Below are 16,295 nucleotides of genomic sequence, written 5' to 3'. Positions count from 1 at the left end.
GCGCTTTTATTTAGTTCTTACTTTCAAAATTTATTTCATTAAAAATTTCAACATATTGAATGATTGCTTTGTTCAAAGCTTGCAATGCTTTCTCCATCGCCCATTTTTGCTTATCTCGCTCACCTACCACATTCGAAATAGCTCTTACTTGTATATAAGGAATATTAAAAATACCGGCAACAAAATGCAAAGCAACCCCCTCCATCGTTTCTATATCGGGTGCATATTTGCTGTTCAGTTGTACAATGCGTTGCGGATTGGTTGAAATTTCATTCACAGAAATACCACTAACTTCCGGCAATGCGGTAATATTCCATTGTTCTAAATAGTGATTGGTGATGCTCCCGTTTTCAAAAGGTTTTGTGTTTTTTGATTGTAATCCCAAATCAAAAATATCTTTCCAATTTTGCTGTTCCATTACACCTGTATCGCCTAACATCTCTTTTTTTACTGCTACTACTGAGGCAGGTTTTAAGTGTTGATGAAATGTACCGGCAATACCTGCCTGGATGATGCAATCCGGATGCTCTGTTAAAACCAGTTTTGTTAATTGTACAGCAGATAAAAGCATGCCTACACCGGTGGTTGCAAAATGCAATGCAGTAATATTTTTATGGTGTTTGTTTTTTTGTAAAGTTTCCTTTGCAATTTGTATTTCAAAAGCTGTTGCGGCAGTTACCCAAATTTTCATGCAAAAAATTTTCGATTTTTATACTTCAATTTCGCTTCCCTGTTGTTGTTTCGTGCAAGGAAGCATCGAATTGAATGTAAAATTAAAGTTTGTAAATCTGGTATAATAGGTTTGTTTACAATTAAATAACAAAACAATTTCCATTTAAATCTGGAAATTTAGCCATTAATATTTTATATGAAGTTATGTAAAATCAGTTGCTTGTTGTTGGTTGTTTGCTCAGTTCATTCAGTGCTTTTTGCACAGCATCAACAACATAAAGTACTGTTTGTAATTGCGGATGGTATTCCGGCCGATGTGATAGAATCAGTTCCTAAACCTGCTATCAATTCAGTTATTCAGGTGGGTACTTATAGAAGATCGTTTACAGGCGGCATACCAAACAGCTATTCTCAAATGCCTACTATTTCAGCACCCGGTTACAATAATTTATTAACGGGCACCTGGGCATACAAACACAATGTGTTTACGAATGGCGTTAAAAATCCTAATTATCATTATCTCAATATTTTGCGGTTAATTAAAGAGAGCAATCCCGAAAAAAAAGTAGCAATATTTTCCAGTTGGTTAGATAACAGAACAAAGTTGTTGGGTGATGGATTGCCTGCGGCAGGCAATTTTAAACCAGATATACATTTTGATGGATATGAATTAGATACAATGCAGTTTCCGCATGATGCTGCCCATCATTATATGCATTTGATTGATGAAGCTGTGGTAGCGAAAGCAGACAGTGTTGTACGTAGCTCAGGTCCGGATGCTTCATGGGTATATCTGGAATATACAGATGATATGGGGCATATGCATGGCACCGGCGATATATTTAAACAGGCCGTATCATATTTAGATATCCAAATGGGTAAAATTTGGCAGGCTATTCAATATCGGGAAAAACATTTTAATGAAAAATGGTTGCTGATTTTAACGACCGATCATGGCCGTGATGCACAAACCGGACGAAACCATGGTGGGCAGTCAGAAAGAGAAAGAACGACCTGGATGGTAATGAATACGAAGCAATTGAATGAATATGCCAAAAAAGATGAACCTGCTGTGGTAGATATTTTTCCAACCATTGCTCGTTTTATGGAGGTGCCTGTTCCCATTGCCATGCAATATGAATTGGATGGTGTGCCAATGCTGGGTCCGATTTCGGTTGCGCACCCCTCTGTAATGCTGCAAAATGATTCATTGGTAGTACATTGGCAATCATTTTCTGCCAATGAACCGGTTAAAATTTATTGGACAACTACCAACTGTTTTAAATCCGGTAATGTAGATACCTATCATTTAGCAGGTAACGTTCCAAATAAGCAACAGGTTTTTTCTATTGCACTGCAACAGCTCCACGGCAATTTTTATAAGGTAGTAATTGAAGGGATACACAATACGGTAAATACCTGCTATTTACCGCAATCAACTAAGCATACAGAATAAAGTCTGTTGGCGCCACCCGGTTGAAATATAAACTTGCAAATATTACCTTTGCCGGTAAATAATGGTGTAGAATGGTATATTTAACTCGTCAGGAGCATTTTAATGCAGCACATAAACTCTACAATCCCAACTGGAGCAGAGAAAAGAATGAACAAGTATTTGGCCTTTGTGCCAATGAAAACTGGCATGGGCATAACTACGATTTATATGTAACCATTAAAGGCATGCCCGACCCCGATACCGGTTTTTTGTATGATGTTAAAAAGCTAAGCCAATTAATTAAAACTAGGGTGATTGATAAATTAGATCATAAGAATTTGAATTTGGATGTAGATTTTATGCAGGGAAAAATGTGCAGCACCGAAAATCTGGCTGTTGCCATTTGGCAGCAATTGGCTCCTTATTTACCGGATACCGTACAATTGCATTGCATTAAATTGTATGAAACCGCCAGAATATATGTAGAATATTTTGGCGATTAATAGCGAAATTGCAGGCAAAGGCATGATGCTGCACATTCCGGTTTGCAATTATTGCATTACACGTACAGACACTTTTTCATGCAACAAATTTCTTGCAGCAATGGCTATACCTTCTGCATCGTAACCACACTCTTTGTGCAACTCTTTTAAAGTTCCATGTTCAACTAATCTGTCGGGTATTCCCAAGCGAACAACGGTTGCATTGTAATGATTGTCGGCCATAAATTCCAACACAGCACTTCCAAAGCCACCGGTTATAGCACCATCTTCTACTGTAACTATTTTTTGGTAACGTTGAAAAACTTCATGAAGTAAATCTGCATCAATAGGTTTTACAAAACGTAAATCGTAATGTGCAGGATCAATGCCTTCAGTTCTCAATTGTCGAATAGCGGCCTGAACAAAATTACCCGGATGACCAATAGAAAGTATAGCCAAAGTTTTTCCATCTTTTAATTTTCGTCCTTTACCAATGGTAATTGCCTCAAACGGTGTTTTCCAGTTAGGCATTACACCCTCACCTCTGGGGTATCGTATTACAAATGGCATTTGGGTAGATGGTAATTGGGCTGTGTACATTAGGTTGCGCAGTTCCTGTTCATTCATAGGGGCACTGATAATCATGTTGGGAATACAACGGAAGTAGGGAATATCATAACACCCATGGTGTGTTGGTCCATCTTCACCTACTAATCCGGCTCTGTCTAAACACAGCACAACCGGTAGTTTTTGAATGGCAATATCATGCACCACCTGATCGTATGCCCTTTGCATGAATGATGAATAAATATTGCAATACACCCGCATACCTTGTGTTGCAAGTCCTGCACTGAGTGTAGCAGCATGTTGTTCACAAATGCCTACATCAAATGCGCGGTCGGGCATTTTTTCCATCATGAATTTTAAGGATGAGCCACTGGGCATAGCAGGGGTAACACCCATTATGCTGGCATTCTGTTCCGCCAATTCAATAATGGTATGTCCAAATACATCCTGATATTTTGGAGGTTGGGGTATGTCTGAGTGTTTTTTATAAATTTCGCCGGTTACCTTATCAAATAAACCGGGTGCGTGCCATTTGGTTTGGTCTTTTTCAGCCAATGCATAGCCTTTGCCTTTAACGGTAATGATATGCAGTAATTTGGGGCCCGGTATATCACGCATATCTTTGAGGGTATCTACCAATTTGGTGATATTGTGCCCGTCAATGGGTCCGAAATAGCGTATTTTAAGCGATTCAAACAGGTTACTGCTTTTGCTCACCATACCTTTCAATCCGGCTTCCATTTTACTGGCAATATCCCGGCTAAAGTTTTTACCGGCCGGTAGTTTGCCCAAAATATTCCATATTTCATCCCGCATTTTGTTATAAGTATGCGAGGTAGTAATATCAGTTAAATATTCTTTCAATGCACCTACATTGGGGTCAATGCTCATGCAATTATCATTTAAAATAATGAGCACATCACTATCGGCAACACCGGCATGGTTCATGGCTTCAAAAGCCATGCCCGCAGTCATACTGCCATCGCCAATTACTGCAATATTTTTTCTGTTTTCACCTTTGTATTTAGCCGCCATAGCCATACCCAATGCGGCAGAAATAGAAGTAGAGGAATGCCCTACGCCAAATGTATCGTATTCGCTTTCAGACCGTTTGGGGAATCCGCTTAATCCTTTGTATTTTCTGTTGGTAATAAAATTATCTCTACGGCCGGTTAAAATTTTATGGCCATAAGCCTGGTGGCCTACATCCCAAACCAATTGATCGTAGGGGGTATTGTACACATAATGTAAGGCAACTGATAATTCAACAACGCCCAAACTGGCAGCAAAATGCCCGCCATACACGCTCACCACATCAATGATGTATTGCCGTAACTCATCACATACCTGGTGCAATTGTGTACGATCTAATTTTTTTAAATCGTCAGGAAAATTAATTTTTCCCAATAAAACGCCGGGCTTTATGTCCATTCAAAAAAATTTAAAAGTAAAAATAGCAATTTATAAGCTAAATGTATACAACAGTATAAAATTGCTTTGGTTCAGTTTTTTTAATCATGTGTTCAACCAAACAGCACCGATATTTTGCCTTTAATCAAATTCGCTATATTCGGTTTTTATTTTAAGACTACTTTCATACTGCATGAGAAACAAAATATCAACATATTGGTGGTGCCAGATTTTGGGTTGGAGTGCCTATACACTTGTTTGGACCTTCTTTTACTTTGCCATCCGTTCAAAACCGCAACCCTTCTTTTTTCAAAGTTTATTTACCGATGCGTTTTTAGGATTGGTGATTACCCACCTGATGCGCATGGTGATTAAAGGATTTGATTTCATTCGGTTCGATTTGCAGAAACAAATTTTTTTGCTACTCATTACAGCATTGGTATTTGCTTTATTGGATTCATTGGTTTTTGTTTCACTCATCGGTTTATTTAACTGGGAGCTCCCTCAATTAAAACAATACAGTTTTGGAAACAGGGTGGCAAGGGCATTATTAACCACTTTTTTGTTTTATTTAATCTGGAATTTTATTTATTTCACCTATCACTATATTCAAAAAAGCAGGCGCGATGAATTAGATAAAATACGACTGCAAAGTTTGGTGAAAGAGCTGGAATTGAAAACCATCAAATCGCATATCAATCCGCATTTTATTTTCAATGCTTTGAATAGTATCAGGGCATTGGTAGATGAAAACCCACAACGGGCCAGAACGGCCATTACCGAGTTGAGTAATATTTTAAGAAGCAGCATGCAGTCAGAAAAATTAGAACTGGCTCCTTTTGAGCGGGAATTGAATATTGTGAAAGATTATCTGGCTTTAGAACATATCCGTTTTGAAGAACGTCTGCAAGTTGAATATGATATTGATGAAGATACTTTAGATCAGCCCATTCCGCCTATGATGCTGCAAACATTGGTAGAAAATGCCATTAAACACGGCATCAGCCAGCAGCGAGATGGTGGCACCATAAAAATTATCTCTAATTTCAAAGAAAATCACCATGAATTAATAGTACAAAATTCCGGAACTTTAAATTCGGAAAACAATACCGAAGGTTTTGGCATTACCAGCACACTAACACGGCTAAATTTGTTATATGGGAAAGAGGCCAAGTTTGAGTTAAATACCATTTTTGATGAAATGGTAGAGGCAAAGGTAATTTTGCCGGTTCAGGTTAAATAAAAATATTTTTAAATAGAATACAATATGCCCATTAAAGCAATTATTATTGATGATGAACGATTAGCCCGTAACGAGCTAAAAAAATTATTGCAAAACCACAGCGATATTGAAGTAATTGAAGAGGCCGCAAACGTGGATGAAGGAATTGAAAAAATTGAATTGTACAATCCGGAATTAATTTTTCTGGATATTCAAATGCCCGGAAAAACGGGTTTTGATTTATTAGAACAGGTTGAAAAAGCACCCAAAGTAATTTTTACCACAGCTTATGATGAATATGCCATTAAAGCTTTTGAAGTAAATGCATTAGATTATCTTTTAAAACCCATTGAACCCAAACGGCTTAGCGATGCCCTTGCAAAACTGCAGGATGAATTGTTTAAAGAAAAATTAGGCTTAAATGGTCAGGTAAACCGTGGCCCACTCACTGAAAATGATCAGGTTTTTGTAAAAGATGGGGAACGGTGCTGGTTTGTAAAACTAGGCGAAATTCGTTTGTTTGAAAGTGTGGGTAACTATGCCAAAGTGTATTTTGGCAGCAATAAACCACTTATTTTAAAATCGCTCAATGCATTAGAAGACAGGTTAGATGACAAAATGTTTTTTCGTGCCAATCGTAAACACATTATTAATTTACGCTGGATTGAAAAAATTGAACCTTACTTTAACGGAGGCTTGCTAATTGATTTAAAAGGAGGTGAAAAAGTAGAAGTGAGCAGGCGGCAAACCGTTAAGTTCAAGGAAATGATGAGCCTGTAAATTTATTTGTGGAATTACTTCAACCATCCATTTTTTGTACAAAACAAGCTTATTACCCAATAACCTGTTTTATGCAGTTGCTTATTTCAATACAAACATCATAACAAATACAAATATGCGCTTTCTCAAAACAATTTTATTGTTGGTTTTAACTGCAGGAATACTGGTTGTTCACGCACAAACTGCTCTTGAAAAAATAATTACCGAAAAAGAAGTAACACGTATTGAAAATATACTGGCTGCCGATGATATGCAGGGCCGAAGGGTGTTTACACCTGGTATTGAAAAAGCTGCCGGTTTTATAATAGATGAATTTAAGAAAGCGGGTTTGCAACCACTAATAGCGGGTGGTACCTATCGTCAAAATTTTATGATGCTAAAACCTGAACACAGTACTGCCAGTTTGCAGATAGATGGGAAGGGAATTCCTGCCAATCAATTTATCATTCGTTCTCAGGAAAAAAACCTTGACATCAATGAAAATTCCGGCTATACCCAAGTTACTATACCTGCCGGTAGTGATTTCTTCACGCATTTATTAGAATTGCTACAATCCAATCACAATCAAATCATTTTTATTGATACGGCATTTACAAAATATTTTCCAAGGTTATCTTATTTTTCGCGTCAGTTTCTACAAAATGCAACTTCTGCCATTTTTGTTTTAACAGCACAAACCCATCCGGAACATTTCCAATTAAAGGCACAGCAAACTTTTACAGAAATGCCTTTAGGCAATATTGTAGGTATAATACCCGGAAAAAAATTGCCGAATGAATATGTTATTTTCTCGGGCCATTACGACCATTTAGGTATTGGTAAACCTGTAAATGGCGATTCGTTGTATAACGGTGCCAATGATGATGCTGCTGGAACAACAGCCGTAATTATGTTGGCCAAATATTATGCACATTTAAATAATAATGCAAGAACCTTGGTTTTTGCAGCTTTTACTGCAGAAGAAATTGGTGAATATGGTTCAGCTTATTTTTCAGAGCAATTCAATCCCGATGCGGTGAAAGCCATGTTTAATATTGAAATGATTGGAACCGAAAGTAAATGGGGTACCAATAGTGCTTATATTACCGGATATGATAAAACCGATATGGGGCAAATCATGCAACGCAATTTAAGAGGAACACCGTTTACATTTTATCCGGACCCATATACCGAACAAAATTTATTTTATCGCTCCGATAATGCCACTTTGGCTAAAAAAGGAGTACCTGCGCACACTATATCTACTTCAAAAATGGATAATGAGCCCAACTACCATAAACCCAGCGATGAGGTGCAAACGCTTAACTTAAATAATATGACGGCTATTATCAGAGCCATTGCACTCAGTGCACAATCTATTGTAAATGGAAAAGATACCCCAACCAGGGTAGATACAACACAGTTGCGCTAAATTTTAATAGGAACAGAATGAATAGCATCGCTTAATTCTTTAATAAGCGATGCATCTTTTTCAATAGCATTACCTACAACAATTATGTCAGCTCCGGCTTTACAGTTTAAATAGGCCTTTTCAGCATCTGTAATGCCACCTCCAATAATTAAAGGCACTTCTATATGTTGTGCTACCAATGCAATCATGGTTTCGGTTATTGGGCGTTTGGCACCACTTCCGGCATCCATGTAAATGAGTTTCATGCCCAGCATCTCTCCGGCCATAGCCGTACACATGGCAATATCATTTTTGTCGGATGGGATGGGGGTGGCATTCGAAATATACGATACGGTAGTGGGTGCGCCACCATCAATCACCATATAACCGGTAGGTATAATTTCTAATCCGCTTTTCTTCACAAATGGAGCGCTTACTACATGCTGCCCAATCAATAATTCAGGATTTCTTCCCGAAATTAACGACAGATACAACAGTGCATCGGCATATTTACTAACCTGTGAAGGTGAACCCGGAAATAATAAAACAGGAATAGTACAAGCGGCTTTAATTTGCCGAATACATTCATCTAAATGGTTTGAAATGACCAAACTTCCACCCACCAAAAAATAATCAACATGGGCATTCACTGATAGCTGCACCAATTGCTCGATAGAGGAATGATTTACCTTATCAGGATCAATTAATACAGCAAAAGATTTTTTACCTGTCTGCTTTTTTTCCGTAATCTGATGATACAAGGTTTGCTTCATGCAAAAAATTGTAAGTGACTGACTTATTGCAAAAATGCAAAAACTTTTTGTTTTATTCGCTTAAATTAATAAGTATCTGGTGTAAAACCATGAAATAATGGTTTTTTATGGATAAAAAAAATCTGCAAATTGTTTATGTTGCTCCTTTTCTCTACCTTTTTTTGAACTACAACAATAAAATAATTAGCAATTATTTAGATGGTTTAAATCCGAATTTAGCTGCTTTTGATGTAATTTTTCAATCATAAATAATGGTTGTTTAATTGGACATATTGTGTGAAAATGTTTGTAAGCACTTTAAATATACGTGAAATATACGTGTGAATGTTTTGCATGGATGCGCACATATGAAACAATAGTATCATTTTATACACATTAATAATAGGAATTTTGTTTGAAACGGCAAGCATTTATTTTCAAAATATTATCTACATGTGTTAATATTTTTTGAAATGCAAACAGGCCTTGAATCTGCAACTTTTTAACAAGGTTTTTCCACAATCTGTTAATATTTACAATAAGGTTTTTTAATTATGAAAAGATATTTTCGTTAACCGCTATCCGTAACAGGATATCCTGTAAAAAACATCATTCACTGCATTACTAAACTAAAGGCTCATGGCACCCGCATCTAAAAACAAAGGCTTACAATTTAAACGCCGCTATACCAAAGAAGGTATCAGTCCATTTGATTTGTTTGAATACGATTACAGAACCAGCATCATTAAAAATCCTAATGGCGAAGTGGTTTTTGAAATGAACAATGTAGAAGTGCCAAAGCAATGGAGCCAAATTGCAACCGATATTTTAGCACAAAAATATTTTAGAAAAGCAGGCGTACCCCAACCCGATGGAACCACCGGTCGTGAAACTTCTGTTAAGCAGGTGGCGCATCGTATGGCCAATTGCTGGAAAGTATGGGGCCAACGCTACAATTATTTTGTTTCTGAACAGGATGCACAGGTGTTTTATGATGAGCTAGTATTCAGTATCCTAAATCAGTCATGTGTACCCAATTCGCCACAATGGTTTAATACCGGTTTGTTTGAAAGTTATGGTATTACCGGTAAACCGCAAGGGCACTATTATGTTGATCCCAAAGACGGAACTTTAAAAAAATCGCAAAATGCATATGAAAGGCCACAGCCTCATGCCTGTTTCATTTTATCTGTTAAAGATGACTTAGTGAATGAGGGTGGAATTATGGATTTATGGGTACGTGAAGCACGTATTTTTAAATATGGCAGCGGTGTAGGTACCAATTTTTCACAAATACGTGGTGAAGGTGAAAAATTAAGCGGCGGAGGAACTTCAAGTGGGTTGATGAGTTTTTTGAAAATTGGCGATCGGGCTGCAGGTGCCATTAAATCAGGCGGTACTACCCGCAGGGCTGCAAAAATGGTGTGTCTTGATTTAGACCATCCGGAAATCATGAAATTTATTAACTGGAAGGTGGAAGAAGAAAATAAAGTGGCGGCACTCATAGCAGCAGGTTATGATTCCAATTATGAAGGAGAAGCCTATTTAACCGTTTCAGGTCAAAATTCTAATAATTCAGTACGTATACCCAACAGCTTTTTTGAAAAACTAGAAAAAAATGAAAACTGGGAACTGAAAGCCCGTACCGATGGCCGGGTAATGAAAACCATTCCGGCAAGAGAAGTTTGGAACAATATTGCTTATGCTGCCTGGCGTTGTGCCGATCCCGGTACCCAGTTTGATACTACCATTAATGAGTGGCATACTTGTCCACAGGGTGGGCGCATAAATGCCTCTAATCCATGTAGTGAATACATGTTTTTAGATAATACTGCCTGTAATCTGGCTTCCATTAATCTCCGCAAATTTTTTAATGAAGCAAATAATACGATTGATGTAGAAGGCATAGAATATATTAGTCGTTTATGGACTGCTGTTTTGGAAATTTCTGTGTTAATGGCTCAATTTCCATCCAAGGAGGTGGCACAATTATCATACGATTACAGAACACTGGGTTTGGGTTTTGCCAATTTAGGAACCATATTAATGTTAAGCGGCATTCCTTATGATAGTGAAGATGCCCGTGGTATTGCCGGTGCAGTTACAGCCATCATGACAGGTACTGCCTATAAAACCTCTGGAGAAATGGCTGCCTTTTTAGGCCCTTTCAGAAAATTTGAAGAGAATAAAGCTGATATGCTTCGGGTAATGCGCAACCACCGTGCAGCGGCTTATGATGCCGAAGAGGCTTATATCGGTTTGCAAATTAAACCGGTAGGAATAAAAGCCAAATATTGCCCGGATTATTTGCTGAAAGCAGCAACCAAAGCCTGGGATGATGCAGTACAACTTGGCGAAAAATATGGGTACCGGAATGCTCAAACTACCGTAATTGCCCCTACCGGCACCATTGGCTTAATTATGGATTGTGATACAACCGGCGTAGAACCCGATTTTGCATTGGTAAAATTTAAAAAGTTAAGTGGCGGGGGTTATTTCAAAATTATTAACCAGGCAGTTCCCAATGCACTGAAAAATTTAGGATATACTGACGCTCAAATAAAAGATATTGAAAATTATGCAGTAGGAACCGCCAGTTTTGAAGGAGCACCCTTTATTAATAATACTACACTGGCTGCCAAAGGGTTTATACAAGAAGAAATTGCCAAAATTAATCAGGCTGCAAAATCAGCTTTTGAAATTGGATTTCTTTTCAATCGCTTTGCATTAGGCGATGCCTGTATGCAACGGTTAGGTTTTAAAGAAGAAGAATACAGTAGCTGGGATTTTAATATGCTGGAAGCATTGGGCTTTACAGATGATGAAATTGAAGCAGCCAACGATTATGTATGTGGAACCATGACTGTTGAAGGTGCACCACACTTAAAGCCGGAACATTTGCCGGTATTTGATTGTGCCAATAAATGCGGAAAGAAAGGGGAACGTTATATCCATGCACATGGCCATATTAAAATGATGGCAGCTTGTCAGCCCTTTTTAAGTGGTGCCATTTCAAAAACCATTAATCTGCCACATGAGGCAAAAGTGGAAGAGATTGAAGAAGCTTATTATTTAAGCTGGAAATTAGGTTTAAAAGCGTGTGCTTTATATAGGGATGGCTCTAAACTCTCTCAACCGTTAAGCAACAAATCAGACAAGAAGAAAAAAACAACCGACGAAGCTGGCCAAACACAAACTAAAGCGGCGGTTACTGAATCAGTAAAAATACCTGTTGATGCTTCTATTGTCGATTTAAGTCAATTAACGGTTGATGAGTTGTTAGAGGAAGTAACCAGAAGAATGAATGCATCTACCGACACTCAATTAAAGAGAGCTTTATCAAGAATTGTAGAGCGCAAATCATTGCCTGCAAAAAGGCGTGGATATACCCAAAAAGCAAAAGTTGGCGGCCAGGTTATCTTTTTGCGAACCGGAGAATATACTGATGGCACCCTTGGCGAAATATTTATTGATTTGGCCAAAGAAGGCTCTACTTTAAGAAGTTTAATGAACTGCTTTGCTATTGCCGTTTCAGTTGGCTTGCAATACGGGGTTCCATTAGAAGAGTTTGTAGAAAAATTTGTATTTACCAAGTTTGAACCTTCCGGAATGGTAGACCATCCCAACATTAAAACCACCACCTCTTTAGTTGATTTTGTATTTCGTGCATTGGCTTTTGACTATTTGGGAAGAACTGATCTGGTACATGTTTTAAATAAACCTGAAGTTGAAAATACAGGTGTACAGGAAACTGAGTTATCTTATTTGGGAAAGCCTGAATTAAGCAATATAAGAGTAACTGCAGGATCCGGAAGCCATACCACTACACAAAAAAGCGCCGGTTCGTCTGCAAAAGTAAACAGTGGATTGGACATGGTGAATGCCGCAGCCAAAAATATGCAAAGTGATGCACCAGCCTGCAATACCTGTGGACATATTACTGTACGCAGCGGCACATGCTATAAATGTTTAAATTGCGGAAACAGCATGGGGTGCAGTTAAATCTGAAAACAGTTATTATACTTTTTTTTACAATTACAACCTGTTACCTAAAAGTACAGGTTGTTTTTTTATGCGTTCATGCATCGCTGCAATTAAACTTTTACTTTTATACTTTTACATTTTAACTTATGATGCAATACAGCTTTTCCTATAATAAGAAAAAAGTAATTCAGGCACTACGCTACCACTTTTTTGCCCGCCAGGAAATTAAATTCATGATTATTCTGGTAAATTTGTATGCAATTTTAGCCGCCATTCTTTTCTTTTTTAAAAAAATACGGCCTGAACCTTTTGTTTTAGGCTCATTGATCTGGTTATTAATGTTGATAGCCGTTTGGTATATTTTGCCCTATTCCATTTATAAAAGAAGTATAAAAACGTTTACTGATCAATTCATCATCCGGTTTACCGATGATAAGATTTTTTTAGAAAATGAATGGGGAGAAGCCCATTGGAAATGGGCTGATTTTGCAAAATACATGGAAAGTCCCCATTTTTTTCATCTTTATTTTAATGCAAAATCATTTTTTTTAATTCCCAAAGAAGGCATGGAAGATGAAAATAAAAAACAAATAAGGGAACTGTTTAAATTACATATTCCTTCCTAAAAAAAGCAAATTTCTTTATCTCAAATTTTTTTTCATCATATAATGCGGAATATTTACTTCGTTAAATTCAGGGGAAGCAATTTGATAGCCTAATTTTTCATAAAACCCAACAGCCGTTTTACGGGCATGCATGCACAACACATCATAGCCCATATCTCTGGCTATATTTTCTGCATAATTCATTAAAGAACGGCCAATACCTTTGCCCTGTAACCCATCAATGACGGCCATTTGGCGTAAACGAACCTTTTTATTATCTAAAGGAGTTAATATACAACATCCTTCTAATTTATCCTCATCAAAACAGCCAATTAAAATATCATTTTTTTCTTCTTCCAGCTCTACCTGGTTAAATTGAAGCCCAAGTGGTTTGCGTAAAATCTGGTAACGCAAATCTACCATTTTCTGGTAATCGTCAGTGCCGTAATCTATTATCCTAATTGCCATTCTGTATAATTTTTTACAAGGTAAAAATCATTTTTAAAATACCCGAAAAAAGTGCCAAACAAAATAATGTTATTAAACTGTTTAAAAAACTTGTTAAAACAAAATTGACAGAAAACATTGGAGTTTTGTCAAAAAGTATATTTTTGCGCCTGTAACAAAACTTATTACAATGTCAGACATCGCAACAAGAGTAAAGAAAATCATTGTCGACAAGTTAGGTGTTGATGAAGCAGAAGTAACCAATGAGGCTTCATTTACTAACGATCTCGGTGCCGATTCTTTGGATACCGTTGAATTAATCATGGAATTTGAAAAAGAATTCAACATTTCTATTCCTGATGAGCAGGCTGAAACCATTACCACCGTTGGCCAGGCAATTACTTATCTGGAAGAACATGCCAAATAAGCTTTTACTCCATTGATGGAATAATGAATCCGCCTTTCTTAGGCTTCTAGCCACGGATAGGCGGATTATCACTTAAACACAGGTCCTTTAACTATGCAATTAAAACGCGTTGTTGTAACCGGATTGGGCGCTATTACGCCCTTAGGTAATACTGTAGCTGATTATTGGGAAAATCTTGTAAAAGGTGTTTCCGGGGCTGCTCCTATTACCCAGTTTGATGCCTCTAAGTTCAGAACGCAATTTGCCTGCGAGGTAAAAGGTTTTGATCCCGTTCAGTTTATGGATAGAAAAGAGGCCCGGAAAATTGACCGTTTTACACAATTTGCACTCGTTGCCAGCGATCAGGCAATGGCCGATGCCGGTTTAAATAAAGAAAATATTAATCCCGATAGGGTTGGTGTGGTATTTGCCAGTGGTATTGGCGGTTTAATCACTTTTCAACAGGAAGTAATGGAATTTGCCAAAGGCGATGGTACGCCTCGCTTCAATCCCTTTTTCATCCCGAAAATGATTTTAGATATTGCCGCTGGGCAAATATCTATGCGCCATAATTTGCGTGGCCCCAATTTCGCTGTGGTTAGCGCTTGTGCCAGTAGTACCAATGCTATGATAGAAGCTTATAATTTACTCCGTTTAGGAAAAGCAGATATCATCGTTAGTGGAGGAAGTGAAGCTGTTATCAGCGAAGCCGGTGTTGGCGGATTTAATGCCATGAAGGCCATGAGCGAAAGAAACGATGATCCCACTACCGCAAGCCGACCATATGATAAATACCGTGATGGTTTTGTAATGGGTGAAGCCTCAGGTGTGGTAATTTTAGAAACATTGGAACATGCACTGGCCCGCGGAGCAAAAATATACTGCGAAATTGCCGGTGGTGGCGCTACTGCCGATGCTTATCATATTACAGCCCCACATCCGGATGGACTGGGTGCACAAAATGTAATGCGTGTGGCTTTAGAAGATGCAGGCATGCAACCGGAAGATATTGATTACATCAACACCCATGGTACTTCTACACCTTTAGGTGATATTGCCGAAGTAAAAGCCATTGTAAATGTATTTGGCCAACATGCTTATGATTTAAATATCAGTGCTACAAAATCAATGACCGGACATTGTCTCGGCGCTGCCGGTGTGATAGAAGCCATTGCTTGCATAAAAAGCGTGGTGCACGATATTGTTCCTCCTACCATTAATCATTTTACTGACGACCCTGACTTAGATTCTAAGCTTAATTTTACTTTTAATAAGGCACAAACCAGAACCATTAATGCGGCATTAAGCAATACTTTTGGTTTTGGCGGACATAATGCCTGTGTAATTGTAAAAAAATATGTAGCTTAACGCTGTGCAAATGCTACCTAAAATTTTCAGTTCGTCTAAAGCAGCCTTCGAAAAAGAGTTAAAAAATGTGCTGGGTATTAAACCCGGTAAAATATCGCTATATAAAATTGCATTAAGCCACCGTTCGGTAAAAGATACCCCTGAAGAAAATAATGAAAGATTAGAATACCTGGGTGATGCGGTATTAAGCGCCATAGTTGCAGATTATCTCTTTAAACGATATCCCTATAAAGGTGAGGGATTTTTAACAGAGATGCGCAGTAAAATGGTGAATCGTCAGCAACTCAATGATATTGCTGTAAAAATGGGTTTAAAGCGTATTACCCGCTTTAATAAGTTTGATGGTTCGCTGAAAAGCAGCCAGATTTTTGGCAATACTTTAGAAGCTATTACCGGTGCCATTTATTTAGATAAAGGGTATGAAAAAACCCGGCAATGGGTTATTCGCCAAATTTTAATTCCCCACATGTTTATTGAAGACCTGGAATTAATAGATATTAATTTAAAAAACAAATTAATAGGATGGGCCAACAGAAATGGCAAAATGCTCAATTTTGAACTGTTGGAAGAAAAATTAGAAGCAGGCAGAAGGGTATTTACCATTAATGCAGTATTAGATGGTGAAATTTTAGCGAAAGGCAAAGGCTTCAATAAAAAAGATGCCAGCCAGATTGCAGCACAATCGGCCATTGAAAAATTAGGCCTTTGATATAATAATATTACGGCTATTTTTAATGCTTCTATTCTCCTTATTTTTTCATCTGATACAGTTTTC

The 16,295-nt window shown here is 37.7% G+C and carries 14 protein-coding genes; 10 read left to right on the top strand and 4 right to left on the bottom strand.

Annotated elements, in window-relative coordinates; genetic code table 11:
* Positions 1-10 precede the first annotated feature (10 nt).
* On the bottom strand, positions 11-691 hold the full coding sequence (gene mqnB / locus AC3QLY_RS00815; protein ID WP_074420414.1) for a futalosine hydrolase: 681 nt from the start codon (positions 689-691) through the stop codon (positions 11-13).
* 177 nt (positions 692-868) lie between these two features.
* Here mqnB and AC3QLY_RS00810 point away from each other — a divergent pair, with 177 nt between their 5' ends.
* Together AC3QLY_RS00810 and AC3QLY_RS00805 are read left to right on the top strand one after the other, a co-directional pair.
* A complete protein-coding gene (locus AC3QLY_RS00810; RefSeq protein WP_074420415.1) occupies positions 869-2,128 on the top strand; it encodes an alkaline phosphatase family protein in 1,260 nt (419 codons plus the stop codon).
* A gap of 71 nt (positions 2,129-2,199) precedes the next feature.
* Positions 2,200-2,610 (top strand): 6-pyruvoyl trahydropterin synthase family protein, encoded by a 411-nt coding sequence (locus AC3QLY_RS00805; protein ID WP_074420416.1) that lies wholly within the window; start codon positions 2,200-2,202, stop codon positions 2,608-2,610.
* Positions 2,611-2,658: 48 nt separating this feature from the next.
* Here AC3QLY_RS00805 and dxs read toward each other — a convergent pair whose 3' ends face one another.
* Positions 2,659-4,587, bottom strand: a complete 1,929-nt coding sequence (dxs, locus tag AC3QLY_RS00800) for a 1-deoxy-D-xylulose-5-phosphate synthase (RefSeq protein ID WP_287100791.1) — start codon at positions 4,585-4,587, stop codon at positions 2,659-2,661.
* A 172-nt stretch (positions 4,588-4,759) separates the two neighbouring features.
* On the opposite strand from dxs, the gene AC3QLY_RS00795 reads away from it, so the two are divergent.
* Genes AC3QLY_RS00795 through AC3QLY_RS00785 form a run of 3 tightly spaced genes read left to right on the top strand, consistent with a single transcriptional unit; the run spans position 4,760 to position 7,979 of the window.
* On the top strand, positions 4,760-5,809 hold the full coding sequence (locus AC3QLY_RS00795) for a sensor histidine kinase (protein ID WP_075051454.1): 1,050 nt from the start codon (positions 4,760-4,762) through the stop codon (positions 5,807-5,809).
* 24 nt (positions 5,810-5,833) lie between these two features.
* On the top strand, positions 5,834-6,568 hold the full coding sequence (locus tag AC3QLY_RS00790; protein ID WP_074418610.1) for a LytR/AlgR family response regulator transcription factor: 735 nt from the start codon (positions 5,834-5,836) through the stop codon (positions 6,566-6,568).
* A gap of 34 nt (positions 6,569-6,602) precedes the next feature.
* A complete protein-coding gene (locus AC3QLY_RS00785; RefSeq protein ID WP_492990278.1) occupies positions 6,603-7,979 on the top strand; it encodes a M28 family peptidase in 1,377 nt (458 codons plus the stop codon).
* Here the strand turns inward: AC3QLY_RS00785 and AC3QLY_RS00780 are convergent.
* Positions 7,976-8,731: a phosphoglycerol geranylgeranyltransferase gene (locus tag AC3QLY_RS00780; RefSeq protein WP_074418609.1), complete on the bottom strand. Its 756-nt coding sequence runs from the start codon at positions 8,729-8,731 to the stop codon at positions 7,976-7,978. The two genes, AC3QLY_RS00785 and AC3QLY_RS00780, sit on opposite strands and share 4 nt — an antisense overlap.
* Positions 8,732-9,349: 618 nt before the next feature.
* Between AC3QLY_RS00780 and AC3QLY_RS00775 the strand changes: the two genes are divergently transcribed.
* Together AC3QLY_RS00775 and AC3QLY_RS00770 are read left to right on the top strand one after the other, a co-directional pair.
* Positions 9,350-12,712, top strand: a complete 3,363-nt coding sequence (locus tag AC3QLY_RS00775; RefSeq protein WP_074418184.1) for a vitamin B12-dependent ribonucleotide reductase — start codon at positions 9,350-9,352, stop codon at positions 12,710-12,712.
* 128 nt (positions 12,713-12,840) lie between these two features.
* Positions 12,841-13,320 carry a YcxB family protein gene (locus AC3QLY_RS00770; RefSeq protein WP_228733086.1) on the top strand — a complete coding sequence of 160 codons (480 nt, stop codon included), beginning with the start codon at positions 12,841-12,843 and terminating at the stop codon, positions 13,318-13,320.
* 15 nt (positions 13,321-13,335) lie between these two features.
* Here the strand turns inward: AC3QLY_RS00770 and AC3QLY_RS00765 are convergent, their stop codons facing one another.
* Positions 13,336-13,767, bottom strand: coding sequence for a GNAT family N-acetyltransferase (locus AC3QLY_RS00765; RefSeq protein WP_074418183.1), 432 nt, complete (start codon positions 13,765-13,767; stop codon positions 13,336-13,338).
* A 169-nt stretch (positions 13,768-13,936) separates the two neighbouring features.
* Here AC3QLY_RS00765 and AC3QLY_RS00760 point away from each other — a divergent pair, with 169 nt between their 5' ends.
* From AC3QLY_RS00760 to rnc, 3 genes are all read left to right on the top strand, one after another.
* Positions 13,937-14,173 carry an acyl carrier protein gene (locus AC3QLY_RS00760; RefSeq protein ID WP_068244159.1) on the top strand — a complete coding sequence of 79 codons (237 nt, stop codon included), beginning with the start codon at positions 13,937-13,939 and terminating at the stop codon, positions 14,171-14,173.
* Between the two features lie 93 nt (positions 14,174-14,266).
* Positions 14,267-15,520, top strand: a complete 1,254-nt coding sequence (fabF, locus tag AC3QLY_RS00755) for a beta-ketoacyl-ACP synthase II (protein ID WP_074418182.1) — start codon at positions 14,267-14,269, stop codon at positions 15,518-15,520.
* A gap of 10 nt (positions 15,521-15,530) precedes the next feature.
* On the top strand, positions 15,531-16,229 hold the full coding sequence (gene rnc, locus AC3QLY_RS00750; protein WP_074418181.1) for a ribonuclease III: 699 nt from the start codon (positions 15,531-15,533) through the stop codon (positions 16,227-16,229).
* Positions 16,230-16,295: the final 66 nt, after the last annotated feature.

The sequence above is a fragment of the Hydrotalea sp. GW822-HT8A01 genome (assembly GCF_058798575.1).
This window is presented reverse-complemented; position numbering and strand designations above follow the sequence as displayed.